The organism is Butyrivibrio sp. AE3006 (genome assembly GCF_000424165.1).
Taxonomy (GTDB): Bacteria; Bacillota; Clostridia; order Lachnospirales; family Lachnospiraceae; genus Butyrivibrio.
Genome location: NZ_AUJJ01000029.1, coordinates 1 through 25,998, shown reverse-complemented (window position 1 = coordinate 25,998; position 25,998 = coordinate 1). Strand labels below are relative to the sequence as shown.

Sequence of the window (25,998 nt, the reverse complement as noted above, 5' to 3'; positions counted from 1 at the left end):
CTTTGGATATAGATTTTGAAAAACTAAGCCCCATGATGCAAAACTACATAAAGACCAAGGAAGACTACAAGGATTGCATCCTCTTTTACAGGCTTGGTGACTTCTATGAAATGTTCTTCGATGATGCAAAGGTTGTGTCCAAGGAACTTGAACTCACACTGACAGGAAAGGCCTGCGGACTTGAAGAGAGAGCTCCCATGTGCGGAGTTCCTCATCATGCTGTGGATTCCTACCTGTCAAAGCTTGTGGGAAGAGGCTACAAGGTCGCTATCTGTGAGCAGCTCGAAGATCCCAAGGAAGCTAAGGGAATAGTAAAAAGAGATGTCACAAGAATCGTGACTCCCGGAACCAACCTTAATATGCAGGCCCTTGATGAGACCAGAAATAATTATCTCATGGGCGTATTCTATTCTGATGAAAAGACAGGAATCTCTGTTGCCGATGTTACCACCGGCGACTTTTTACTTACAGAGGTTGATACCATTAAAGAGATCATTGATGAGATCAATAAGTTTCAGCCTTCTGAGCTTATCTGTAACGATGCATTTTTGGTAAGCGGAATAGATATAGACAATATCAGGGACAGAGCCGGGGTAGTGGTTAATCCCATGGATCCCAGATATTTTGATGAGGATACAGGTAAACAGGCTCTTCTTAAGCACTTTAAGGTATCATCTCTTGCAGGACTTGGAATTACAGATTTTCCCTGCGGAGTTCTGGCAGCCGGTGCTGTAATTAAGTATCTTACTGAGCTTCAAAAGGATGGATTGTCCAATATAATTCATATCTATCCATATCTTACAAGTAAGTATATGCTTCTGGATTCTTCTACCAGAAGGAACCTGGAGCTGATAGAGACTCTTCGCGATAAGCAGAAAAAGGGTACTCTTTTATGGGTTCTTGATAAGACTAAGACTGCCATGGGTGCGAGAACACTTAGAAGCTTTATCGAGCAGCCGCTTATTGAGGTATCGGATATCCTTAAGAGACAGTCAGCTGTCGAAGCACTTGTAAAGAATACAATAGCAAGGGATGAGCTTAGAGAATACCTTGGACCTATCTATGATATGGAACGTCTCATGGCTAAGATTAATTACCATACAGCCAGCCCCAGAGACCTTCTTGCATTCAGGAATTCAGTAAAAATGCTTCCTGCCATTAAGATAGTTCTTGAGGATTTGAAGGATATCGTGTCTCTTGATGAGGTGAATTCTCAGATAGATGCCCTTTCTGATATTTTCGAGCTTATAGATAAGGCTATTATTGAGGAGCCGCCTCTTGCCATAAAGGATGGTGGCATTATAAAGGACGGCTTTGATCCTGATATTGATCATTTCAGAGACGCCAGCACCAAGGGTAAGCAGTGGCTTTCCGATCTTGAAGCAAAAGAGCGTGAGAAGACCGACATCAAGACCATCAGAATAAAGTACAGCAATGTATTTGGTTATTCCTTTGAGGTTACCAATTCCTTTAAGGATAAGGTGCCTGACTACTTTATAAGAAAGCAGACCCTTACAAACTGCGAAAGATATACCACACCTGAGCTTAAGGAACTTGAAGATACAATACTTAATGCCCAGGATAAGCTTAATAATCTTGAGTACGAGATGTTCTGTAAGATAAGGGATTCAATTTCCTTAGAGATAGAGAGAATACAGAGAACAGCCAGAAATATTGCGCTTCTTGACGTATATTGTTCCCTTGCATACGTTGCTGAGAAGAACCATTACGTAAAGCCTTCGCTTAATGATAAGAGCGTTCTTAAGATTCAGGGAGGAAGACATCCTGTTATCGAGCAGATGCTTGACAGAACAGATATGTTCATTTCAAATGATACCTTCCTTGATGATAAAAAGCACGCAGTTGCTATTATCACAGGTCCCAACATGGCAGGTAAGTCCACTTTCATGAGACAGACAGCCCTGATCGTGCTTATGGCTCAGATTGGAAGCTATGTTCCTGCAGATTCAGCAAACATCGGCGTTGTGGACAGAATATTTACAAGAGTGGGAGCTTCCGACGATCTTGGAAGCGGACAGAGTACTTTCATGGTGGAGATGAATGAGGTTGCCAATATTTTGAGAAATGCCACCTCCAAATCCCTACTCATCCTTGATGAGATTGGAAGAGGAACCTCTACCTACGACGGACTATCAATTGCATGGGCAGTTATTGAACACATAAGTAACAGAAAACTGCTTGGAGCAAGAACACTTTTTGCAACACACTATCATGAGCTTACAGAGCTTGAAGGTAAAATCGATAACGTCAACAACTACTGCATAGCTGTTAAAGAAAAAGGCGACGATATTGTTTTCCTTCACAAGATCATTAAGGGCGGCGCTGACAAGAGCTACGGTATTCAGGTAGCAAGACTTGCCGGCATTCCCGATATGGTAATAGACAGAGCAAAGGCCATAGCAGAGGAACTTACAGATAACGATATCACTGAGAAAATACAGGGGATTGAGGTTAATCATAAGAGCGACAGAAAAAATACAGTTAAGCATTACGATCAGGTTGACCTCTCTCAGATGAGTCTCTTTGACACAGTCAAGGATGAAGACGTTATAAAAGAACTTCAGGAGATTGATATTTCGAATCTCACACCTATGGATGCGCTTAATACTTTATACAAATTACAGAACCAGCTAAACAACAGATGGAAGCTGTAATAATTTGATTTCGGCTTTTGCCGGGGAGGAGAAGGGATGGCGAAGATCCAGGAGCTTGATCCAAATACTATAGATCAGATTGCTGCGGGTGAAGTGGTTGAGAGACCTTTAAGTGTCATCAAGGAGCTTGTTGAAAATGCCATTGATTCCGGTGCAACTTCAATTACAGTAGAAATACATGACGGCGGAACCACAATGCTCAGAGTTACCGATAACGGCTGCGGCATTGAGAAATCCGAGATAAGGAATGCTTTTAAGAGACATGCCACAAGTAAGCTTATGAGCATTGAGGATCTCTATGTTCTTAAGTCTCTTGGATTTAGAGGTGAGGCTTTATCAAGTATTTCTGCTGTTTCCAAGGTGGAGCTTATCACGAAAACAGCTGATGAACTGGTGGGAACAAGGTATGTGATAAACGGCGGAATCGAAGAATCCATGGAAGATATCGGAGCGCCCACAGGAACGACGATAATCGTAAGAGAGCTTTTCTACAATACACCTGCCAGAAAAAAATTCCTGAAGACACCCCAGACGGAAGGCTCTTATGTAGGAGACCTTATGGAGCATCTTGCTCTTGATAATCCTTCAATATCCTTCCATTACATAAACAATAAGGATGACAGGTTTACAACATCCGGAAACGGCGATCTGAAAGAGCTCATTTACAGAATTTACGGAAGGGATATTTCCATGTGCCTTGTGCCCATTCAGGTTCATGAGGATGGATATACCATAGAGGGTTATCTCGGAGAACCTTCACTTAACAGATCAAACAGGAACTTTGAGATATATTTCGTAAACGGCAGATATGTTAAAGATAAGATAGTGTCCAAGGCTCTCGAAGAGGGCTATAAAGAGTATCTTATGCAGCACAAATTCCCTTTTTGCGTGGTGCATATTTCAATGAATACTGCAGATGTGGATGTAAACGTGCATCCCTCCAAGATGGAAATAAGATTCGCCAATCAGGCGGCGGTTTATGAATTTATCAGAAGAAATGTTGCAAGGACACTTCATAATCACGAGATGATCCCTGAAGTTCTTCGTGATGAAAAGGAAGAGATAAAAGCTGCGCCTAAGCCTGTTGTAGCACCTGTTCCTGAAAAGAAGATTCCTGAGCCCTTTGAAAACAGCAGACTTACTGAAGATAAGAAGCTTAAAGAGAGTGAGCCTGTTTTTGCAGAAGGCATAGCACCCGCACCTGTGGTAATCGAGGATAATATGAAATCTCCTGTATGGACCAGGGTATTTGGCGATCACACACCTCCAAAGTCAGGGGATGAAAAAGCCCAGGGCCCCATCATTAAGAATTCTGATGCGGTAATCGTTGAGAAAGGCATCCAGCTTGATCTTTTTGATGAAAAAGTAATCTCAAAAAAGAACAGGAATGATATTGAGATTCTTGGTCAGATCTTTGATACCTATTGGATCGCTGTTTTCAAGGATAAGATGTTCATTGTTGATCAGCATGCAGCTCATGAGAAGGTTAACTATGAGCGCATGATCAAGCGATATGAAGAGAAAAATACTGCTTCGCAGCTTATAAATCCGCCTATCATAGTGACGCTTACCTCTAAAGAAATTGATGTTTTCCAAAAATATCATACTTCCTTTGAAAAGCTTGGCTTTAATATAGAGCCATTTGGCGGCAATGATTATGCCATAAGGGAAGTACCCGTTGATCTCTACGGCTGCGAAAACGAAAAAGAGATGTTCATAAGCGTCTTGGATGAGATATCAAATGATACAAATCTTGACAGAAAGCCGGATATCATTAATTATAAGATAGCCAGTATGGCATGTAAGGCTTCTGTAAAAGGAAACATGAAAATGTCAAGGCTTGAGATGGAAGAGCTTCTTGATGAACTTATGACTCTTGATAATCCTTACAATTGCCCTCACGGCAGACCTACAATTATCTCTATGAGCAAATACGAAATAGAGAAGAAGTTTAAACGAATTGTTGACTAAGATATGGAAAAAGAAAAGCTAATAATTCTTACAGGCCCAACTGCGGTTGGCAAAACAAAAATATCAATAGGACTTGCAAAAAGAATCGGCGGAGAGATAATCTCTGCCGATTCCATGCAGGTCTATAAAGGAATGGATATTGGTACGGATAAGATAACTCCTGAAAAAATGCAGGGAGTAAAGCACCACATGATAGATATTCTGGACCCTTCTGAGGATTTTAATGCCTTTGAATTTAAAAGACGGGCAAAGGACATCATTGAAGATATAATATCTCGTGGTAAAATACCGATTCTTGTTGGCGGAACAGGTTTTTATATTCAGTCCGTACTTTATGATGTGGATTTCGAAGTTCCCGAGAGCAGCGATGAGTCATCTGCCTATAGGAAGGAGCTTGAAGAAATTGCCAAGACTCCCGAGGGAGTACATAAACTCTATGAAGAACTTGTAAGTATTGATCCTGAATACACCAAGGATCTTCATGAGAATAATGTTAAAAGAGTAATAAGAGCCCTGTCTTTTTATAAGGACACCGGGGAGAAGATGTCTGAGCACAATAAGGAGCAGAGAGAAAACGAATCGCCCTACGATTTTTTCTATTTTGTTCTTACTGATGACAGAGATGTGCTATATGACAGGATCGAGAAAAGAATAGATAAAATGGTGGAAGAAGGCCTTGTGGATGAGGTTAGAGACATCATGGCACAGAACATCAAAAGAGATGCCACATCAATGCAGGCCCTTGGCTACAGAGAGATGATCTCGTATCTTGACGGTGAGATCAGTCTTGATGAAGCCATAGATCTTCTAAAGAAAAATACCAGGCATTTTGCAAAGAGGCAGCTCACCTGGTTTAGAAGAGAAAAGACCGTAACCTTTATTGATAAAAAGGAATACGGAAGAGATGACGATTTAGTGCTTGATGCTATCGTCAATATGATTAAGGATAGATGGAGTAATTTAGAATGAAAAAAATGTATGAGAGCATGGGTATAAGCTCTGAAGTTTATGACTATTGTGATAAAATCTGGAAATCATTGGAACCCAGATTTGCGAAAATAAGAGAGGTGTCCGATTACAATCAGGCAAAGGTTTTAAAAGCTATGCAGGATTGTAAGGTATCAGAGGCCTGCCTTCTTGGAACAACAGGCTATGGCTACAACGATATGGGAAGAGATAAGCTTGAAGAGGTTTATGCTGCAATTTTCCATACTGAGGATGCTCTGGTAAGACCTCAGATCACCTGCGGAACACACGCCCTGGCTCTTGCACTTATGAGTAACCTTCGCCCGGGAGATGAGCTTTTATCCCCTGTAGGTAAGCCCTATGACACACTTGAAGAGGTTATCGGCATCAGACCGTCAAAGGGATCCCTTGCAGAATACGGAGTTACCTATTCACAGGTCGATCTTTTACCTGATGGCGGCTTTGATTATGAAAATATAGAAAAAGCAATTAACGAAAGAACCAAGCTTGTTACAATTCAGAGAAGTAAGGGATACCAGACAAGGCCTACACTTTCAGCCCAGAAGATAGGCGAGCTTATCGCATTCATTAAAAGCAAAAAGAGCGATATCATCTGCATGGTAGATAACTGCTACGGCGAATTTGTAGAAACCATAGAGCCTACAGATGTGGGTGCAGATATGGTTGTGGGATCCCTTATCAAGAATCCCGGCGGCGGCCTTGCTCCCATCGGCGGATATATTGCAGGTAAAAAGGAATGCATTGAAAACGCAGCATACAGACTTACCTCTCCCGGACTTGGAAAAGAGGTCGGCGCTTCACTTGGAATACTTCCTCAGTTTTATCAGGGACTTTTCCTCGCGCCGAATGTTACAGCCAATGCACTTATGGGCGCAATTTTTGCTGCTAACATATATGAATCCCTTGGATTCTCTGTATTACCGAACAGTACAGAAGAGCGCTTTGATATTATTCAGGCCATCACCTTTGGAAAGCCTGAGCTTTTAATAGCTTTCTGCGAAGGAATTCAGGCGGCAGCTCCTGTTGATTCATACGTTACACCTGAGCCCTGGGATATGCCCGGATATGATTCACAGGTTATCATGGCTGCAGGTGCATTCGTATCCGGAAGCTCAATTGAGCTTTCAGCTGATGGCCCCTTAAGAGAGCCCTATTCAGTATATTTCCAGGGTGGCCTTACATGGCAGCATGTAAAATACGGCATTATGAAGACCCTTGCTGTTATGCATGAGAAAAACCTCGTAAAATTGTGATTCTATTTAATAGAAAATATGCTATAATTTTCTGAGGTCTGATTTCATTTAAGTATTATTTGCCCGGAGAAGCAGAATGGTACTGGCATGGAACAGAATAAAACAAAAAACAGACTAATGGAGAACGAGTCCTATAAGGAGACACTTCCTTATGAGAGATTCAGTAGATTCGGGGCTGAGGCACTTACGGATGCTGAGCTTTTGGCTATCATACTTAGAACAGGGACAAGTACTCTGACACCGACACAGATGGGAGCCCTTCTTCTAAAAAAAGGAGAGAAGTATTCCGAGGGTCTTTCCGGGATTCACTATTTATCCCTTGATGAGATAAAATCAGTCCCCGGAATCGGAGATGTGAAAGCTATTAAAATTAAATGCATCGCAGAGCTATCCAATCGTATAGCAAGATGCAGATCGCTTCAGCTTTTAGAATTCAAATCTCCTGCTATGATTGCGGATTATTATATGGAATCCATGTGTCACAAGGATAAGGAGCATGTGATTGTAGCTTTTTTAAATCACCAGATGGCATTTATCGGAGATGAAGTCATTTCCGTGGGAACCGTCAAGAATGCTTCGGTATCTCCAAGAGAGATATTTTTAAGTGCGCTGAAGAACAAGGCTGTGTATATAGTTCTTTTGCATAATCATCCTTCAGGGGATCCCATTCCCAGCAGCGCAGATGACGAGATGACCAGACAGATTTATGAAGCCGGAAGCATGCTTGATATCAAGCTGCAGGATCACATAATCATCGGAGATCATCGATATTACAGTTATTTAGAACAACATTTATTAGAAAATATTTAGGAGGCTTAGTTTTGGGCAACAACACATTCGGAATTGATCTTGGAACCAGCAATATAAAAATTTATAACAAGGCTACAGATTCCATCACAGTTGAGAAGAATCTTATCGCTGTAGAGAATAAGACATCACTTCTTGCTTATGGTAATTCTGCTTATGATATGTACGAGAAGGCACCCAGCAATATAAAGATTTCATATCCTCTTAGCAACGGTGTTATCGCAGATATCGAGCATATGAAGAACCTTGTTAAGCTTTTCATCACAGATGAGATGAAGGGCGCTCTTAAACCTTTGGATTTCTATATCGCAGTTCCTAAGGATGTTACAGAGGTTGAGAGAAGAGCATTCCATGATCTTATCAGAGAGTCAGGCGTTAAGGCCAAGAAGATCATGATGGTTAAAAAGCCTGTTGCAGACGGTCTTGGAATGGGCGTTGATGTTATGAATTCGCAGGGTGTTCTCGTTGTTAACGTTGGTTATGACACAACTGAGATTTCCATCCTTTCACTTAAGGGTATCGTTATCAGTAAACTTATTAAGGTTGGCGGTAAGAAATTTGATGATGCCATCAGAGGCGTTATCCGTAAGGAGTTTTCACTTCTTATCGGTGAGAAGACCGCCGAGAATATCAAGATGTCTCTTAAGGATCTTGAGAAGGCAGGAAAGGATGCCGTTGTTTACGGTAGAGATATCGTTACAGGTCTTCCTGTTGAGCGTTCAATTCCTACAGATCTTATTGACCAGTCACTTATTGAGTACTTTGATCAGATTCTTGATAACATCAAGGCTACTCTTGAGCGTACTCCTCCGGAACTTGCTGCAGATATCTACAAGCATGGTCTTTACCTTACAGGTGGTGCATCACAGGTTTGCCACCTTGCTCAGAGACTTTCAAACGGCGTAGGTCTTAATGTAAACCTTGCCGAGAACCCTATCGGTTCAGTTGCACTTGGACTTTCTAAGATTATTAAGGACGATCAGTATAAGAATCTCGCATATTCGGTTGAAGAGGATGTATAAATGAGTCCTGTCATTAAAAGAGGGGGAGATAAATTTACACTTCCAAGTAAATATCTCCTCTTTATTTTAACAATTTTATGTACCGGTCTTATTGCCATCACTTTTAATACCAGTGTTTTCAACGGTTCTGTTAATTCTGTAGCAGCAACCTTTGTAATTCCCATGCAGAAGGGTATTACCACTGTAAGCACATATATAAAAGGCCTTTCAGATAATCTTGCAAGCATCAAGGCTTTGCAGGATGAGAATGCTGCCCTCAGACAAAAAGTTGATGAGCTTACCAATGAGAATACTGGGCTTGAACAGGATAAGTATGAGCTTACAAAGCTTCGTGAGCTCTATAGCCTTGATAATCAGTATTCTGATTACAAGAAGATCGGTGCGAGAATTATCGCCAAGGATGCAGGTAACTGGTATCATTCCTTTGTTATCGACAAGGGAACGGATAACGGCGTAGTGGTAGATATGAATGTAATCGCTGGCGGCGGACTTGTGGGCAGAATCACAGATGCAGGTCCTGACTGGGCCAAGGTTCAGACCATTATCGCTGACAATTCTTCAGTAAGTGCCACAGTACTTTCTGCATCAGAGAACCTGATTGCCACAGGTGATCTTGAGCTGTACAACGAGGGACAGATTGCTTTTTCCAAGCTTGTGGACGAGGCTGACAAGGTTACTGTAGGTGATAAGGTCGTAACATCCAATATCAGTGATAAGTATTTACCCGGAATTTTGATCGGATATATTTCAACAATAGAAGAGGACTCCAATAACCTTACCAAATCAGGAAGGATCACTCCTGTAGTAGATTTTGAGTATATGGATGAAGTCCTTGTTATTATGCAGTTAAAGAAGACCGGAGAATAATGAGACGATTTGTTTTTACGTTTTTTTCCATAATAATCAGTTTCATATTGCAGACCACGCTGTTTCGATATATCGATTTCGGCGGAATCGTACCTAACCTGCTGATGATTCTTACTTCTTCTTATGCCTTCATGAGAGGCGATAAGAGCGGTATGATGGTGGGGTTTTTTTGCGGTATTCTGGTTGATATTTTCTTTGGTTCATATCTGGGATTCTATGCCCTTATCTTTATGTACATTGGCTTTATCATAGGTAAGTTCAATAAGATTTTCTATCCTGAGCACATCCTTTTGCCTCTTGTGCTCATAGTGACATCCGATTTTATCTACGGATTTATCTGCTATGTGCTTCTTTTCATGTTCAGAAACAAGTTCGATCTGGATTATTATATGATACACGTCATTATACCTGAGGTTGTTTATACCGCACTGGCAGCTATTTTTATCTATCCGATTCTCAACTCGATGAATACACGTATTGAGGATTACGAACAGAGGAGTGCTAAGAAATTTGTTTAGTAAGATAAAAGAAGTCGTAATAAATTTCATAACGTCAAGACTTGTCATAGTTGCTGCGCTTTTGATCCTTGCATCTTCCGGTCTTGTTTACAGGCTTTTTTACCTGCAGATTATCAACGGTGAGAAATATCTGGATACCTTCCAGTTAAAGATCATGAAGGAAAAATCCATTGCTGCAACAAGAGGAAATATCTATGACAGAAACGGCAAGCTTCTTGCATACAACGAGCTTTCCAATTCCGTTACCATTGAGGACGTATTCGAGTCAGGTTCAGGAAAAAACAAGGCCCTGAACGAGACTGTTGAAAAGGTTATTGATATCGTTGAGAAAAACGGTGATGTGGTTGACACTGACTTTAATATTTCACTTAACTCAGCCAATAACTTTGAATTTGCCATAGAAGGGAATGCACTTCTTCGTTTCCTTGCGGATGTTTACGGACGTTCTTCAATAAATGACCTTAAATATGAGGAACGTACCAAGACTGCTCAGGAAGTAGTTGACGATCTTTGCGAGAAGTTTTCCATAGGCGGATTGTCAGATCCAAACAATAAAAAGAGCTTTGTCCCGGGACTTGGATATTCCAAGGACAGGCTTTTAAAGGTGCTTACTGTCAGATACAAGATGAGCTCTAACAGTTATCAGAAGTACCTTGATACAACAATTGCAACAAGTGTATGTGAGAAGACTGTTGCGGATATTATGGAGAATTCTGACACCCTTGAAGGTATCTCAATAGAAGAGGATACAGCGAGAGTGTATGTTGATGCGCCTTATTTTTCACAGATAATTGGATATACCGGTAAGATTTCAGATACTGAGCTTGAAGAGCTACAGAAAACCAACCCCAATTACCGATCAAACGATACTGTTGGTAAATCCGGTATTGAGCAGTCTATGGAGTCAGTGCTTCAGGGTACCAAGGGAAGTGAGACTGTGTACGTTGATAATACAGGTAAGGTAATCGAGACAAGCAGTTACATTGATTCAAAGGCCGGAAATGATGTTTATCTTACAATCGATAAGGATCTTCAGGAAGCCTGTTACAACATTATTGAGCAGTCCCTGGCAGGAATTCTTATTTCCAAGATTCAGAATATCAAGTCCTTTACACTTGGAGAGAATCAGAAGGCCAGTGATATCATAATCCCTATCTATGATGTTTATTTTGCGCTTTTTGACAATCATGTAATCGATTTAAAGCACATGGCTTCCGATGAAGCCGGAGATAATGAGAAGGCAGTTCAGGTAAGATTCCTTGAGAAAAAGGAAAACGTCAGAAACAGTCTTCGCACAGAGCTTCTTGAAACCCATACTCCTTATGATCAGCTCACTAAGGAGTATCAGGTATATATGAGTTATATCGCATCCAAGCTTTATTCTAACGGCGTTATCAATTCCGATAAGGTTGATAAAGAGGATGCTACTTATATTGCATGGACTAAGGATGAGACTATTTCACTTTCTGAATACATCAGATACTGTATAGCTTCTAACTGGATTGATGTAAGTATTCTCGATCTTGAGAGCAGATATGTAGATTCAGACGAGATTTTCAACACAATCGTTGATTATGTATTTAATGATCTTGAAGAAGATGATGAATTCAACAAGAAGTTCTACAAGTATATGCTTGCAGATGATGTCATAAGCGGCACTACAGTATGCAATATGCTGCTTGAGCAGGGTGCTGTTGAACTTTCAGAGGAAGAGCATTCACTTTGGATTTCAGGTGCTGAGTCAGCTTATACATTTATGATAAACCGCATATCCAATCTGGATATTACACCTGCTCAGCTTGCGCTTGATCCCTGTACCGGATCAATGGTAATTACTGATGTAAATAACGGAGATGTGCTGGCCCTTGTATCTTATCCCGGTTATGACAACAATAAGATGGCAAACGGTGTAGATGCTGCATATTATGCTAAGCTACGAAGTGACCAGTCAGCGCCTCTTCTTAACTATGCAACCATGCAGAGAACTGCGCCCGGATCAACCTACAAAATGGTTTCCTCGACAGCAGGATTGTTGGAAGGAGTAATTGATCCTTCCGAAACTATTACCTGTACCGGTGTTTTCGATAAGTTGGATCAGGCAGCACACTGCTGGATTTATCCAAGTGCTCACGGATCCCTTAATGTTACAGGCGGTATCAGGAATTCCTGTAACGCATTTTTCTTTGAAGTAGGTTACAGACTTGGTCTTGTAAATGGTACATATTATCCTGATACAGGTCTTAAAAAGCTTGCGAAATATGCCGATATGTACGGTCTTTCAGAAACCACAGGTATAGAGATTACAGAGTCTGAACCCATCGTATCAGATATGGATGCGGTTCGTTCAGCTATTGGTCAGGGTACCAACTCATATACCACAATCGGCCTAGCAAGATATGTTACAGCTGTAGCAAACAGTGGTACCTGCTATAATCTGACCCTTGTTAAGAAGACCTCTGATTCTGACGGTAATCTTCTTGAAGAAAACGGAGCCACTGTCAGAAATCATATCGATATGGATACTTCTTACTGGAACGCTATTCATCAGGGTATGAGACAGGTGGTAGAGGATAAGACCTATTATGATGATGTAGCTGTTCATGTTGCAGGTAAGACAGGTACAGCCGAGGAGTCCAAAAAGAGAGCAAACCACGCACTTTTCGTATGTTATGCTCCCTATGAGAGTCCTCAGATAGCCATAGCTACGAGAATAGCTTATGGTTATACATCCAGTTATGCGGCACAGATAACCAAAGAAGCAATACAGTATTACTTCGGACTTTCCGAAAGTGATGAGATTGTAAGCGGCACAGCTAATGAATTACAGGGCGGTGAAGCAAATGCGGACTGAGACATTTTGGGAAAAATTAAAAAGCTATAGAATACTGGACTACGATTTTAAGCTGGTTTTGATGGTAGTCGGACTTACGATAGTGGGCCTTATGGCTATCGGAAGTGCCGATCCCGGCGGAAAAAGTAAGCAGATAGTTGGTATGGTCATAGGACTTATGATGATGATCTTTATATCAATTCTGGATTACTCATTTATAAGTAAATTTTATATAGTTTTCTACGCTATGAATATCCTTTTGCTGGCACTTGTATTTACTGGAATGAGTAATTCAGTAAATGGTGCGACCCGTTGGATAACCATTGCGGGAGTGCAGTTTCAGCCTTCCGAAGCGTCGAAAATCTTATTGATTTTATTTTTTTCACAGTTCATAATGAGACATAAGGACAAGGTTAAAACCTTTCACTTTGTCATATTTTGTCTTTTACTTATGGCACCGCCACTTCTTATGGTCTATAAGCAGCCGGATCTATCAACGACAATCATGCTTACTGTAATTATCGGTACTATAATGTTTGTTGCAGGTATTAACTGGAAGCTTGTAATCACAGTAGTTGCGGTTGTAGTACCAAGTGCCATACTGGTAGTTTTGGATGCGTTATCAGATAAGTGCTTTATTTTGAAGGAATACCAGCAGAGGCGTATTCTGGCATGGCTTCATCCTGAGGATTATGCCAACAGTGACGCTTATCAGACGCTCAACTCAATGATGGCTATCGGATCGGGACAGCTTCTTGGCAAGGGCTATAATACCAATGAGATCAGTTCTGTTCTTAACGGTGGTTTCATTTCCGAGTCAAGAACTGACTTTATTTTCACTGTAGTAGGTGAGGAATTTGGATTTATCGGATCCTGCGTGGTGGTTGTACTGATTTTACTTATCGCAATAGAATGCTTTGCTGTTGCAGGCAGGGCAAAGGATCTTAATGGAATGCTGATCGCAGCAGGTATGGGTGCGTGGATCGGATTCCAGGGATTTCTTAATATCGGAGTTGTAACGGGAGTTATGCCTAATACCGGAATTCCGCTTCCGTTTGTCAGTTCCGGACTTACATCCCTTGTAATGTGTTATGCAGGCATGGGATTTGTTCTGAATGTAAGACTTCAGGGTAAAAAATACTATTAAGTTTTGGGAAGGGGTTACTTATGAATATTGCTTTTATTGCTCATGATGCAAAGAAAAAGCTTATGCAGAATTTTTGTATAGCATACAGGGGAATTCTCGCTAAACACGAGTTGTATGCTACCGGGACTACAGGACGTCTCATAGAGGAAGTTACCAACCTGAATATTCACAAATATCTTGCAGGCCACTTAGGGGGCTCGCAGCAGATTGGTGCTGCGATTGAGGCCAACGAGATTGATCTTGTGGTATTTCTTCGCGATCCTCTTACACAGAAGGTTCATGAGCCCGATGTAAACAATGTTATGAGATTGTGTGATATGCATAATATTCCGATAGCTACAAATCTTGCTACTGCAGAGCTTTTGATTAAATCACTTGACAGGGGAGACTTAGAGTGGCGTGAGATGTATAAATAAGTTTGCCGTACTGCCGATTCTGTTGTCGGTGGTTTTATGCGGTTGCTCCGGGGGAGACTACGCTCTTCATTATTCATCCAAACTAACTGAATATAACGTAGGCGGAGGGGAAAGACTTGATACTTTTGCCTCTGATCTTTGCGTGACCAATTCTGAGATAGGAGATTCACTTAGTCTTACAGAAAAGACCTGTTGCGGCCTTTTTGATCTGAATAGGAAAGAGACTCTGTATTCTCATAATGCTCAGCTTAAGCTTGATCCCGCTTCACTAACTAAGGTTATGACAGCCATAGTAGCTCTTAAATACGGTTCACTTGATCAGATTCTTGTGGCTGATAATAAGGTAATCGTTACAGAAGACGGTGCACAGAAGATCAATCTTTCCGCAGGGGATTCCATGACCCTTGATCAGGCACTTCATATTCTGCTTTTGTACTCTGCTAATGATGTGGCGATTCTTATAGCTGAGAATGTTGCAGGAAGCATTGATGAATTCATTGATCTTATGAATCAGGAGGCTATGAGTATAGGTGCTACCAACACCCACTTCATGAATCCTAACGGTCTTACAGAGGATGATCATTATACTTCTGTATATGACATGTATCTTATGTTCAATGAAGCTCTTAAATATGATAAATTCAACGAAATAATCAGAATGTCTTCATATTCGACTCAGTACAATACGTCAACAGGAGACTTAAAAGAGCTTAATGTAAATAATACAAACGGATTTATAAACGGCAATTATGAGATGCCTGCCGGAATAACGGTTCTTGGTGGTAAAACTGGTACGACAGCTGCTGCCGGACACTGCCTTATTCAGCTTGCCACAGATACCTCAGGTAACCCTTACATTGCTGTAATTATGCGTGCTGAGGACACTCAGACACTGTACAATGAAATGTCTGATCTGCTTTTACAGATTACGGGTTAAAATTCGTTATTTAGGTTGTCTTTTGTACGATGTTCACTTATAATTGAATTATCATAAATCTACTTCAGGAGGGTATGGATATGGTTCAATTAATTGTTGGGAAAAAGGGTAAGGGCAAGACAAAATGCCTGTTGAACAAAGTCAATACCGAAGTCAAAAATATCTTAGGTAATGTTGTATTTCTTGATAGAAATACAAAGCACATGTTTGAGCTCAACAACAAAGTTCGTCTTATCGTAGTTCCGGAATTTATGATCGAAAATTCAGATGAATTCATAGGTTTCGTCAGCGGCGTGATTTCTCAGGATCACGATCTTCAGCAAATGTATTTCGATGGTTTCCTCAGTATCGCTTGTCTTGAAGGCAAGGACATTACAAGTACAATTGATAAGCTTGATAAGCTTTCAGAGAAATTCAATGTAGATTTTGTACTTAGTGTTTCTATGGACGAGTCTGAGCTTCCTGAGTCAGTTAAGTCTAAGGTTGCTACAGCTCTTTGATGGTTAGAATGAGATAGGAATAAGATAAGCCGCGTTTTATCTCGCGGCTTTTTCTTTAGTTTGTATATTTTTATGGCACGTAAGAAAAACAGGAAGGTTACAAGGTATCCGTTCTTTTTGCACATAAACGTGGGTATGCTGTTTTTTGCATTTATGATCGTTTACGTTGTAATCTGCGTTGTTATTTATTTTAACAAGAAGCATATTGTTGGCTATGAGGTAATGGAGGGCTCTCTTTCTTCAAATAATATCTATGAAGCAGTGGCTCTTAGAACTGAGAAGATAGTACCTACCGATAAATCAGGCTACATCAACTATTTTGCCACGGAAGGGCAGAGGGTTGCTGTAGGTAATCTGGTTTATACTGTGGACGAATCAGGTGACCTTCTCGATTATCTTAAGTCGCAAGGATCCGAACAGGCAGAGCTTACAGATGAGGATCTTAGCGAGCTTAGGACCCAGATAGTGAGTTATTCATCAAGCTTTAAGCCTACAGAGTTTTCATCTGTTTATGATTTTAAGAACAGCCTGGATGGAACGGTACAGAAGCTTGCCAGCGCAAGCGTACTTCAGAATATCCAGTCTCTTAATTCCAGTGGTTCAACGGCTCAGAGTATCAACTACTGTTACGCACCGGATACGGGAATTGTTCTGTATTCCATTGATGGTTACGAAGAACTGACTTTAAATGATATGACAGCTGATCTTCTTGACAGCACCAAATATGAAAAGAATCAGCTTATAAGCAACACTCTTATGGGAACAGGTGATGGCGCTTACAAGATAGTCACAGATGAGACCTGGAGCATTGTTATTAAGGAAAATGATCTCGAGAAGGTACAGAACCTTTCAGAGAGAGAATATGTAAAGGTAAGATTCCTTAAGAACCAGGACGAATCCTGGGGTAAGGTTTCATATTATACAAATGATGCAGGTGATACCTTTGTGGCATTTACCTTTACCAATTCAATGATTACCTTTGCAAAGGACAGATTCCTTAATGTAGAGCTTATCACTGAAGAAGAGAAGGGACTTAAGATTCCAAACAGCGCCATAGCTGAAAAGAGCTTCTATGTTGTTCCTAAAGAATATGTAATTAAGGGCAGCAATAATAACTATGGTGTTCTTAGAGACAAATATGATGAAAGCGGCAATGAGACCTCTGAATTTGTGGAAGTTGAGCTCTATAATGAGACGGAAGACAGCTACTATATAGATGATGTGTCGCTTAGAAGCGGCGATGAAGTCATTAAGATGGATTCACAGGATAAATTTACAATCAGTCAGAAGGATACGCTGATTGGTGTTTATAACATCAACAAGGGGTATGCGGACTTCAGACAGATCAGTATTCTTTACCAGAATGATGAGTATTCGATTGTAAAATCAAATACCACCTACGGACTTAGCGTCTATGACTATATTGTGCTTGAAGCATCTACTGTGGAAACAGAGCAGGCGGCTGCAAACCTTGACACTTCGAGTGAAAACTAGCATAATATAATAGTTGATTTTTATTTAAATCATATTTAACGGGAGATGAGGAAAGTTAATATGAGCGTAATGGATAAGTTTTTATCAGCTATGAAGCTGAATGGGGATGACGAAAGTGGTTACTATGATCAGGACGATGATGCATATTATGACAGCACCATTGAGCCTATTCGTAAGCCGGGTGGGATCGGCAAGGATGATCCTTCAATAGAAATAAATGAAGAGAAGCTCAAGAAGTCTGCACCCGCTCCGAGAAGTACAGCTGCCAGAACAAGAAATATCGGTTCAGGTATGGAGGTATGCGTTGTAAAGCCTACTTCAATCGAGGATGCAAGAGAGATTACTGAGACACTTCTTAATAACAGGACTGTTGTTCTTAATCTTGAGGGCATTGATGTAGAGCTTGCTCAGAGAATCATTGATTTTACATCAGGTTCCTGCTTTGCAATATCAGGTAATCTTCAGAAGATTTCCAGATATATATTTATAGTGACACCTGCAAGTGTTGATATTTCCGGTGATTTTCAGGATATCTTAGGCGGTGCCTTTGAGAGTTCCATGGGTAGTGCCGGACCGCAGTCAATGTAATTTAGATAATTAAGCAGAAGCACTTTTGCTTCTGCTTTTTTTGAGTAGAATACCGGTAAGATTACGAGCCGGAAGTACGTTTTAGGGAGAATTTATGGCAGAAATATTGAACGTAAAATATAATGGGGAGCCCTGCTACGATATAGTTTTTGATGACAGCTTTGATGAGCTTTCTTCGAAGGTTAAAGAGCTTGGATTTTCAGACAGAAGATTTTGTATCATTACAGATTCAAATGTAGGTCCTCTTTATGCAGAACAGGTTAAAAGCATACTTGAACCTATAGCAAGTAAGGTTGTTGTATATGAGATTCCTGCAGGAGAAGAGAATAAGAATCTTACAGAAATAAATAAGGTATATGGTTTCCTTATAGAAGAAAAGCTGGACAGACATGATCTTATAATTGCTCTTGGCGGCGGAGTTGTCGGAGATATGGCAGGCTTTATAGCAGCTACATATCTTAGAGGAATTGCCTTTATTCAGATTCCCACAACACTTCTTGCTCAGACAGATAGCAGTGTAGGGGGTAAGACAGGCGTAGATTATGAAGGCTATAAGAACATGGTTGGAGCATTTTATATGCCGAGACTTGTTTTTATGAACATAAGCGTACTTAAGACTCTTGACGGAGTTCAGTTTGCTTCGGGCTTTGCTGAGGTTATGAAGCACGGTCTTATTAAGGACTCAGACTTTTACATGTGGCTTATCGAGAACATGTATGAGATTGAGGAGAGAGATCCCGAAACACTCATCACCATGGTTAAAAAGAGCTGTGATATTAAGAGAGCTGTTGTAGAGAAGGATCCCACAGAAAAGGGTGACAGAGCATTCCTTAATTTTGGACACACAATAGGACATGCTATTGAAAAATATAAGAATTTCGAGCTTCTTCACGGTGAATGTGTAGCACTTGGCGCAGTTGCCGCAGCTTTTATCTCCTGGAAGAGAGAGCTTCTTTCAATGGATGAGTACTATGAGATAAGAGATATGTTTGTTCCCTTCGGTCTTCCTATATCAGTTACGGATATAGACGAGGACGAAGTGATAAGACTTATGCATTCTGATAAAAAGGCAGATTCCGGAAGTATTAAATTCGTGCTTCTTAAAAAGGTAGGTAAGGCAGTCCTTGATAAGACAGTTACGGATGATGAAGTAAGAGCAGCCCTTAAAGAGATCACATGGACAGAGGATTTCGAATAAAGTAATAGTTTTAGGAGTTTTGATTTTTTATGGATATACTTACTAAGAAGAAAAAGATTTCACTGGTGCTTGATATTGTAGTTATTGCGATTCTTATAGCACTGGATCAGTTCACCAAGCATCTGGCAGTAGTTCATCTTCAGGATAAGGATAGTATAGTTCTTATTCCAAAGGTGCTTGAGCTTACTTTTCTTAAAAACAACGGAGCTGCCTTTGGTATTCTTCAGAATCAGAAAGTGTTCTTCGTAATGATCGCTATTATTATACTGATTGTAATAGCTTATGTACTTTTTCGTATTCCCAATGAGAAAAAGTACACCATAATGCAGGTGGTTCTTGTTATGATCGCCAGTGGCGCTGCAGGAAACCTCATTGACAGATTAAGAAATGATTATGTTGTGGATTTTATCTCATTTGTAATAATCAATTTCCCTATTTTTAATGTGGCTGATATCTATGTAACAGTATCTACTATATTATTCATTTTTCTGTTTTTGTTCTATTATAAAGAAAAGGATTTTGATTTCCTTAGCTTCAATCAGCAGCGCAAGTACAGGGAGTTTAAATAATGCAGTCAGGTGATGAGAATCATATAAGATATGTCATATCTGAAGAAATGTCCGGAGAGAGAGTTGATAAGCTTATGAGCTCTCTCTCTGATTCTATGTCCAGAAGTTATATTCAAAAGCTTATAAAAAGCGGAAGCGCCCTGATTAACGACAAAGCCGTTAAGGCAAGTACTGTTGTTAATGAAGGCGATGTTGTGGATATGATGATACCTGCATCGGTACTTCCGGATATAGAGCCTGAGAACATTCCTCTGGATATTATTTATGAAGATGAAGACGTAATTATTGTAAATAAACCAAAGGGAATGGTGGTTCATCCTGCTCCCGGGCACTATAGTGGGACTATGGTTAATGCACTCATGTATCATTTAGGAGATAACCTTTCAGGGATCAACGGCGTCATGCGTCCCGGAATCGTTCATAGAATTGATATGGATACCACTGGCTCTGTTATAGTCTGTAAAAATGACAAAGCCCACAACAGCATTGCTGAGCAGCTTAAAGAACACAGCATTAACCGTGTTTATCATGCTATTTGTCACGGCATCGTAAAAGAAGATGAGGGAACTGTCGCTACTAATATAGGAAGATCTCAGTCAGACAGGAAAAAAATGGCAGTTGTGCCTGAAAACCAGGGCAAAAATGCGATCACTCATTATAAGGTATTAAAACGTTTTGAAGAGGATAAGATGACCTATATTGAGTGCCATCTGGAAACCGGTAGAACTCATCAGATAAGGGTGCACATGGCTCATTTGGGACATCCACTGCTTGGAGATACGGTATATGGACCTGAGAGGAAAAGCAAATTCAAGCTTCAGGGACAGTGCCTCCATGCAAAGACTCTTGGTTTTAAACATCCATCAACTGGAGAGTACATTGAAACCGATGCTCCTTTACCGGATTATTTCAAACATTTACTGGAAATATTGAAATAATTCGTTGGGAAACTACTTTTTGCATTATAGTGTCCAAAAATTTCACCTAAAATATATTACTTTTGCCAATAGAATAAAAAACGCCCCATTGGTATTATTATTAAGCTAATAGTTTATTATTTAATGGAGGTGTTTTTATGTTATTCCAGTTATATGGTTCTAGTGCAAGTATGCAGCTCTTAGGTTGGGTTCTTGTATTTGCAGGTCTTATTCTTATGAATGAGATCGGCCGTAGAACGAAGGCTGGCGGAATTCTTGTGTTTGTTATAATTCCAAGTATTCTTACAGTTTATTTCATCGCAGCACATCTTGGTGCATTCGGAGGATCGGCTAATCCTACTGTTGCATACATGGATGGCTGGTTCCACTATTTCAAGCTTTATGCAGCAGATATAGGTTGCGTAGGCTTCATGATGATCAAGTACAAATGGGGCATTGGTAAGGAAAAGTGGTTTGCATGGTTCCCCTGGGCAATCGTTGCAGCTAACATCATGATCGCTAATGTTTCAGACATGGAGTCAGCTCTTGCTGCATTCTCAATCACAGGCGACCTTTCCGGTGCCTGGTGGGCTTCAAATGAAGGCGTATTCATCTATGGTGGATGGTGGAACGTTGTTAACGCTATTGCAGGTATGATCAATATCTTCTGCATGACAGGCTGCGTTCACCTTTACACATCAAAGGATGCTAACAAGTCAGATATGCTTTGGCCTGATATGACAGTATGGTTCATCGTAGCTTATGATGTTTGGAACTTTGAGTACACTTACCTCAACCTTCCTACACATTCATGGTACTGCGGTGTTGCACTTCTTCTTGCTCCTACATTTGCTAATGCTTTCTGGAACAAGGGTGCATGGATCCAGAATCGTGCTAATACACTTGCAATCTGGTGTATGTGGGCACAGGTTGTTCCCGGATTCCAGCTTTGGTCTAAATTTGCAGCAGCTCTTCCTTCAGTTTATGGCGGAGCTACAGCAAACGGCATCACAACAATGGATCTTTATGCTAAGGCAATTGAACTCTACAATTCAGGTGCAGGTAAATCAGCGCAGGCAGGTGAGATCATTTCATCAATGGGTATCACAGCTGATCCCAGAATGCAGGGCTTTGTAGCAGTTCTTGCAATTGCAGTAAATGTTATCTGCATTGCTGAGATCATCAAGAGATCAGTTAAGGCAGGTAAGAATCCTTATGCAAACGAAGTATTTACAGATACTAAGGATTTCCAGCTTGCTATGGAAAGAGCAGAGAAAGCTTAATAATAAAATGCTTTTTATCAAATACCCTGTCAAGATGGCAGGGTATTTGACACACGTATTCGCGTGGATGATAGGAGGCTAACAAAGCCCCCTATTATTTTGCACTCAAAAATGGAAACATTTATTTGCGATTTAGTTTCGTATTGTATAAATATCACACAAAAAAATTTATATTATATAGGTTAGGAGATTTTGCTTTGGGAAGAAAACCACCTTATAAGCCTTCCTACGTGAAGGATGATGCCGTTCTTCGTGAGCCTATCGTGAAACTTGGCAAGATGATCACCGATAGACCGCTTCAGAAGCTCGGTTTTAAGAAAATTACAAATGATGATCCTGAGTATTGGGGACTTGCTTCAATCGTTTCAGATGAGGAAGCAGAGCTTGCTCTTAAGATGGGTGTTAGAAAGCCTAAGACCTTTGATGAGCTTAAAAAGATTTCAGGTATCGAACCTGCGCATCTTCAGGAGCTTTTGGACCACATGTCATGGACAGGACTCCTTGAGTACAACTGGGAAAATGAGAAGCATGAGAAGCAGTACCTTGTTCCCATGTACGTTCCCGGAAGTGCCGAGTTCACAAACATGAACAAAGAAGTAATCGATGCACATCCTGAAATGGGTAAGTTCTTTGATTACATGACAACCCTTCCTCTTGAGAAGGTTACAAAGCTTGTTCCTCCAGGAGGAGCAGGAATCGGTATGCATGTTATTCCTGTTGAGAAAGCTATCGAGATGGAGAATGAATCTATCTCTCTTGAGCACATTTCTCACTGGCTTGATAAGTATGAAGGAAAATACGCTGCAAGCCCCTGCTCATGCAGACGTTCAAGAAAAACATATGAAGAAGGCTGCGCCGATGATGAGAACGATTGGTGTATCGCTGTAGGTGATATGGCTGACTACGTTGTAGAGTCAGGTAAGGGCGGAAGATATATCACTAAGGAAGAAGCTCTTGAGATATTTAAGAAGGCTGAGGATAACGGATTTGTTCACCAGATTACAAACATCGATGGTGAGAACAAGATATTCGCTATCTGTAACTGTAACGTAAATGTATGTTATGCCCTTAGAACTTCACAGCTTTATAACACTCCCAACATGTCACGTTCAGCTTATGTTGCCAGAGTAACTGCACAGGACTGCGTAGCATGCGGACGCTGCGTAGAGGTTTGTCCTGCAGGTGCTGTTAAGCTTGGTCAGAAGCTTTGCAGAAAGGACGGATCAGAGGTTACATATCCTAAGCATGATCTTCCTTCAGAGAGAAAATGGACAGAAGCTGACTGGGATTGGGATTACAGAGATAACAACAGAATTAACTGCTATGATTCAGGTACAGCTCCCTGTAAGACAGCTTGTCCTGCTCATATAGCTGTTCAGGGTTATCTTAAGCTTGCTGCTCAGGGTAAATATACAGAAGCTCTTGCACTTATTAAGAAGAACAATCCGCTTCCTGCAGTTTGCGGACACATCTGTAACAGAAGATGTGAGGAAGCTTGTACAAGAGGAACTATCGATCAGGCAGTTGCTATCGATGAAGTAAAGAAGTTTATCGCTGCAAGAGATCTTAATTCAGAGACATGCTTCATACCTGAAAAGGTTATTCCTAAGGTTAACGGTGGATTTGATGAAAAGATCGCTATTATCGGTGGAGGTCCCGCTGGACTTTCATGCGCGTTCTACCTTGCAGAGAAAGGCTATAACCCTACAATCTTCGAGAAGAACGAGAAGTGCGGTGGTATGCTCGTATATGGTATTCCTTCTTATAAGCTTGAGAAGGATGTAGTTCAGGCTGAGATTGATATTATTGAGGCTATGGGCGTTGAAATTAAGACCGGCGTTGAAGTTGGTAAGGACATCACACTTGATGAGCTTAGAGCCCAGGGCTACAAGGCATTTTATATCGCTATCGGATGCCAGGGCGGAAGAAAAGCAGGAATCCCCGGTGAGGATGCAGAAGGCGTTGTAACAGCTGTAGATTTCCTTCATGCAGTAACCGATGATGAGACGATCAAGGTTGAAGGCGATGCTGTAGTAATCGGTGGTGGTAACGTTGCTATCGATGTAAGTAGAAGTGCTGTAAGATGCGGTGCTAACAGCGTTAAGCAGTTCTGTCTTGAAAGCAGAGATATCATGCCTGCTTCCGACGATGAAGTTGAGGAAGCTGAAGAGGACGGAATCGAGATCAATTGCGGATGGGGTCCTAAGGAAATCCTTACAGAAAACGGTAAGGTTAAGGGTATCGTCTTTAAGAGATGTACTTCCGTTAAGGACGCTGATGGTCGTTTCAATCCTCAGTATGATGAGAATGATACAGTTACTGTTGAATGTCAGCATGTATTCTTAAGTATCGGTCAGAGCATCGTTTGGGGCGATCTCCTTACTGGTTCTAAGGTAGAGCTTGGCAGAGGAAACGGCGCAGTAGCAGACAGCCTTACATATCAGACAGCGCAGCCTGACATTTTCGTCGGCGGTGATGTTTATACAGGTCCTAAGTTTGCTATTGATGCAATTGCTGCAGGAAAACAGGGTGCAATTTCAATTCATCGTTTTGTACAGCCTCACTCATCACTTACAATCGGACGTAACCGTAACGATTTCAAGGAACTTGATAAGAATGATATTCTTGTTAAGGACTACGATACTTGTAAGAGACAGGTTCCCGGAAAGAGCGATAAGATTGCTGATCCTAAGCATTCATGGCGTGATGCCAAGCTGGTATTTACAGAGGAGCAGGTAAAGGCTGAGACAGCAAGATGTCTTTCATGCGGTGCTTCTGTAGTTGATACCAACAAGTGTATCGGATGCGGCCTTTGTACCACAAAGTGCGAATTCGACGCAATCCATCTCTTCAGAGAGAACCCTGAGTGCAGCGTGATGATTCCTTCCGAAGACAAATTCAAGGCAATCATCCCTTACGCAGCAAAGAGAGCTATAAACATTAAGTTTAAAAAATAAGTTTATTGGCAGCCATGTGGTTTTATCGAATGATATATTGTGTTCTGCTGACGCTCTCGCTCTGTTAAAAACGTAGCGGTTCTAAGGTGTCAAAAAACGCCACCTAAGAACCGACGTTTTTAAAAGCAGCTTCACACAAAATATTCATGCTCATAAGCCCAATGGCGGAATATACGTTTTTTTCTGAACTTATATGTATAAAGCTATGGCTTTAGTAGTTTTAAATATTAGTAAAATTTTAGTGTTATTTATTTAAGGTGATAGACATGCATGAACTAGGTGTTGTATTTCATATAATTGATGATTTAAAGGTTGTGGCAGAAGAGAATAAGATTGAGAAGATTGATTCTGTGACTATTGAACTGGGTGAGGTTTCATCAGTGATTCCTCATTTTCTTACTGATGCATGGAATTGGGCTGCAGCAAAACATGATTTTGTGGCAGGTACTAAACTCAATATTGAGTCAATACCGGCAATAACTGAGTGCAGTGACTGCGGTAAACAATATGGCACAATAGCTCATGGAAGAATCTGTCCCTTCTGCGGCAGTGAAAAAACATACCTGGTTCAGGGCAATGAATTTCTTATTAAGGAAATTGAAGTATCTGAATGAACTGCCTCCACCGACTCTGCGTCGGAAGAGGTTTCTGTTATGCCGCAGAGCGGCATGAACCTTTGGGATGCTTAGTGCATCCCAAAGAACAGGGCATGTCCACTATGCCCCTATCCCATTGGGTTACCTTTGGGAATACTTTTCTTAAGATATTGGCAGCTCCGTTTATGTCTGCATTTGTTATTGTCCCATCGTAGTGCCTGTAAAGTCCACGTTTTATCCTTTTTCCGGAAAAAACATAGTCAGCCTTACTTCCCTTTTTATACACAGGGATTGCATCCATCGCAAGGAAATCCGCTTTGGATGTATAGCTCTCTTCTGTAAGTGCAAACCTTATCCCGTGTTCAGCAAGCTTATATCTTAGCATATCTGCAAATATCAGCATTGGTATCTGCACAAAATTCTGGTTACTGATATGCCCCATACCCGCTTCCTGTTTCTGGAATAC

At 40.9% G+C, this 25,998-nt stretch carries 22 protein-coding genes; 21 read left to right on the top strand and 1 reads right to left on the bottom strand.

Going from position 1 to position 25,998, the window contains the following annotated elements; all coding sequences use genetic code 11:
- Positions 1–32 precede the first annotated feature (32 nt).
- The 21 genes from mutS (at position 33) to G603_RS0114315 (ending at position 25,550) form a co-directional block, all read left to right on the top strand.
- Positions 33–2,675, top strand: a complete 2,643-nt coding sequence (gene mutS, locus G603_RS0114415; RefSeq protein WP_026523536.1) for a DNA mismatch repair protein MutS — start codon at positions 33–35, stop codon at positions 2,673–2,675.
- A 36-nt stretch (positions 2,676–2,711) separates the two neighbouring features.
- A complete protein-coding gene (gene mutL / locus G603_RS0114410; protein WP_026670668.1) occupies positions 2,712–4,646 on the top strand; it encodes a DNA mismatch repair endonuclease MutL in 1,935 nt (644 codons plus the stop codon).
- Positions 4,647–4,649: 3 nt separating this feature from the next.
- Complete coding sequence (miaA, locus tag G603_RS0114405) at positions 4,650–5,615, top strand: tRNA (adenosine(37)-N6)-dimethylallyltransferase MiaA (RefSeq protein ID WP_026670667.1); 966 nt, start codon at positions 4,650–4,652, stop codon at positions 5,613–5,615.
- Positions 5,612–6,886: a methionine gamma-lyase family protein gene (locus tag G603_RS0114400; protein WP_026670666.1), complete on the top strand. Its 1,275-nt coding sequence runs from the start codon at positions 5,612–5,614 to the stop codon at positions 6,884–6,886. The genes miaA and G603_RS0114400 overlap by 4 nt, the downstream gene beginning before the upstream one ends.
- Positions 6,887–6,973: 87 nt before the next feature.
- Complete coding sequence (gene radC, locus G603_RS0114395) at positions 6,974–7,696, top strand: RadC family protein (RefSeq protein WP_026670665.1); 723 nt, start codon at positions 6,974–6,976, stop codon at positions 7,694–7,696.
- A gap of 11 nt (positions 7,697–7,707) precedes the next feature.
- The gene (gene mreB / locus G603_RS0114390; RefSeq protein ID WP_026494691.1) at positions 7,708–8,715 is read left to right on the top strand and encodes a rod shape-determining protein; all 1,008 of its coding nucleotides are present in this window, start codon (positions 7,708–7,710) and stop codon (positions 8,713–8,715) included.
- Entirely contained in the window at positions 8,716–9,582 is an 867-nt protein-coding gene (gene mreC, locus G603_RS0114385) for a rod shape-determining protein MreC (RefSeq protein WP_081667164.1), read from the top strand.
- Positions 9,582–10,100 (top strand): rod shape-determining protein MreD, encoded by a 519-nt coding sequence (gene mreD / locus G603_RS0114380; protein WP_026523542.1) that lies wholly within the window; start codon positions 9,582–9,584, stop codon positions 10,098–10,100. Before mreC ends, mreD begins: the two co-directional genes overlap by 1 nt.
- Positions 10,093–12,951: a penicillin-binding transpeptidase domain-containing protein gene (locus G603_RS0114375; RefSeq protein ID WP_026670664.1), complete on the top strand. Its 2,859-nt coding sequence runs from the start codon at positions 10,093–10,095 to the stop codon at positions 12,949–12,951. Before mreD ends, G603_RS0114375 begins: the two co-directional genes overlap by 8 nt.
- Positions 12,941–14,077 (top strand): FtsW/RodA/SpoVE family cell cycle protein, encoded by a 1,137-nt coding sequence (locus G603_RS0114370; RefSeq protein WP_026670663.1) that lies wholly within the window; start codon positions 12,941–12,943, stop codon positions 14,075–14,077. The genes G603_RS0114375 and G603_RS0114370 overlap by 11 nt, the downstream gene beginning before the upstream one ends.
- 20 nt (positions 14,078–14,097) lie before the next feature.
- Positions 14,098–14,493 (top strand): methylglyoxal synthase, encoded by a 396-nt coding sequence (gene mgsA / locus G603_RS0114365; RefSeq protein ID WP_026494686.1) that lies wholly within the window; start codon positions 14,098–14,100, stop codon positions 14,491–14,493.
- A complete protein-coding gene (locus G603_RS0114360) occupies positions 14,477–15,430 on the top strand; it encodes a D-alanyl-D-alanine carboxypeptidase family protein (RefSeq protein WP_026670662.1) in 954 nt (317 codons plus the stop codon). Before mgsA ends, G603_RS0114360 begins: the two co-directional genes overlap by 17 nt.
- Before the next feature lie 80 nt (positions 15,431–15,510).
- Complete coding sequence (locus G603_RS0114355; protein WP_026523546.1) at positions 15,511–15,930, top strand: hypothetical protein; 420 nt, start codon at positions 15,511–15,513, stop codon at positions 15,928–15,930.
- Between the two features lie 72 nt (positions 15,931–16,002).
- Positions 16,003–17,424: an HlyD family efflux transporter periplasmic adaptor subunit gene (locus G603_RS20540; protein WP_051207918.1), complete on the top strand. Its 1,422-nt coding sequence runs from the start codon at positions 16,003–16,005 to the stop codon at positions 17,422–17,424.
- A gap of 60 nt (positions 17,425–17,484) precedes the next feature.
- Positions 17,485–18,012, top strand: coding sequence for a cell division protein SepF (locus tag G603_RS0114345; RefSeq protein WP_026670661.1), 528 nt, complete (start codon positions 17,485–17,487; stop codon positions 18,010–18,012).
- 94 nt (positions 18,013–18,106) lie between these two features.
- A complete protein-coding gene (gene aroB / locus G603_RS0114340; protein WP_026523547.1) occupies positions 18,107–19,210 on the top strand; it encodes a 3-dehydroquinate synthase in 1,104 nt (367 codons plus the stop codon).
- A 29-nt stretch (positions 19,211–19,239) separates the two neighbouring features.
- On the top strand, positions 19,240–19,779 hold the full coding sequence (gene lspA, locus G603_RS0114335; protein WP_026523548.1) for a signal peptidase II: 540 nt from the start codon (positions 19,240–19,242) through the stop codon (positions 19,777–19,779).
- The gene (locus tag G603_RS0114330) at positions 19,779–20,717 is read left to right on the top strand and encodes an RluA family pseudouridine synthase (protein ID WP_035793412.1); all 939 of its coding nucleotides are present in this window, start codon (positions 19,779–19,781) and stop codon (positions 20,715–20,717) included. The genes lspA and G603_RS0114330 overlap by 1 nt, the downstream gene beginning before the upstream one ends.
- A 137-nt stretch (positions 20,718–20,854) precedes the next feature.
- Positions 20,855–21,979 carry a DUF5692 family protein gene (locus G603_RS0114325; RefSeq protein ID WP_026670659.1) on the top strand — a complete coding sequence of 375 codons (1,125 nt, stop codon included), beginning with the start codon at positions 20,855–20,857 and terminating at the stop codon, positions 21,977–21,979.
- A 278-nt stretch (positions 21,980–22,257) separates the two neighbouring features.
- Complete coding sequence (locus tag G603_RS0114320) at positions 22,258–24,936, top strand: FAD-dependent oxidoreductase (RefSeq protein ID WP_051207934.1); 2,679 nt, start codon at positions 22,258–22,260, stop codon at positions 24,934–24,936.
- A gap of 266 nt (positions 24,937–25,202) precedes the next feature.
- The gene (locus G603_RS0114315; RefSeq protein ID WP_026523552.1) at positions 25,203–25,550 is read left to right on the top strand and encodes a hydrogenase maturation nickel metallochaperone HypA; all 348 of its coding nucleotides are present in this window, start codon (positions 25,203–25,205) and stop codon (positions 25,548–25,550) included.
- 37 nt (positions 25,551–25,587) lie between these two features.
- On the opposite strand, the gene G603_RS20535 is transcribed toward G603_RS0114315, so the two are convergent.
- Positions 25,588–25,998 (bottom strand): transposase (locus G603_RS20535; RefSeq protein WP_242834888.1); only part of this gene is annotated, 411 nt, incomplete at its 5' end.

What these genes read in the sequence shown, in the direction of transcription:
- mutS (WP_026523536.1), top strand. Translation starts at nt 33, where the DNA reads ATGATGCAAAACTACATAAAGACCAAGGAAGACTACAAGGATTGCATC.
- mutL (WP_026670668.1), top strand. Translation starts at nt 2,712, where the DNA reads ATGGCGAAGATCCAGGAGCTTGATCCAAATACTATAGATCAGATTGCT.
- miaA (WP_026670667.1), top strand. Translation starts at nt 4,650, where the DNA reads ATGGAAAAAGAAAAGCTAATAATTCTTACAGGCCCAACTGCGGTTGGC.
- G603_RS0114400 (WP_026670666.1), top strand. Translation starts at nt 5,612, where the DNA reads ATGAAAAAAATGTATGAGAGCATGGGTATAAGCTCTGAAGTTTATGAC.
- radC (WP_026670665.1), top strand. Translation starts at nt 6,974, where the DNA reads ATGGAACAGAATAAAACAAAAAACAGACTAATGGAGAACGAGTCCTAT.
- mreC (WP_081667164.1), top strand. Translation starts at nt 8,716, where the DNA reads ATGAGTCCTGTCATTAAAAGAGGGGGAGATAAATTTACACTTCCAAGT.
- mreD (WP_026523542.1), top strand. Translation starts at nt 9,582, where the DNA reads ATGAGACGATTTGTTTTTACGTTTTTTTCCATAATAATCAGTTTCATA.
- G603_RS0114370 (WP_026670663.1), top strand. Translation starts at nt 12,941, where the DNA reads ATGCGGACTGAGACATTTTGGGAAAAATTAAAAAGCTATAGAATACTG.
- mgsA (WP_026494686.1), top strand. Translation starts at nt 14,098, where the DNA reads ATGAATATTGCTTTTATTGCTCATGATGCAAAGAAAAAGCTTATGCAG.
- G603_RS0114355 (WP_026523546.1), top strand. Translation starts at nt 15,511, where the DNA reads ATGGTTCAATTAATTGTTGGGAAAAAGGGTAAGGGCAAGACAAAATGC.
- G603_RS20540 (WP_051207918.1), top strand. Translation starts at nt 16,003, where the DNA reads ATGGCACGTAAGAAAAACAGGAAGGTTACAAGGTATCCGTTCTTTTTG.
- G603_RS0114345 (WP_026670661.1), top strand. Translation starts at nt 17,485, where the DNA reads ATGAGCGTAATGGATAAGTTTTTATCAGCTATGAAGCTGAATGGGGAT.
- aroB (WP_026523547.1), top strand. Translation starts at nt 18,107, where the DNA reads ATGGCAGAAATATTGAACGTAAAATATAATGGGGAGCCCTGCTACGAT.
- lspA (WP_026523548.1), top strand. Translation starts at nt 19,240, where the DNA reads ATGGATATACTTACTAAGAAGAAAAAGATTTCACTGGTGCTTGATATT.
- G603_RS0114330 (WP_035793412.1), top strand. Translation starts at nt 19,779, where the DNA reads ATGCAGTCAGGTGATGAGAATCATATAAGATATGTCATATCTGAAGAA.
- G603_RS0114325 (WP_026670659.1), top strand. Translation starts at nt 20,855, where the DNA reads ATGTTATTCCAGTTATATGGTTCTAGTGCAAGTATGCAGCTCTTAGGT.
- G603_RS0114320 (WP_051207934.1), top strand. Translation starts at nt 22,258, where the DNA reads ATGATCACCGATAGACCGCTTCAGAAGCTCGGTTTTAAGAAAATTACA.
- G603_RS0114315 (WP_026523552.1), top strand. Translation starts at nt 25,203, where the DNA reads ATGCATGAACTAGGTGTTGTATTTCATATAATTGATGATTTAAAGGTT.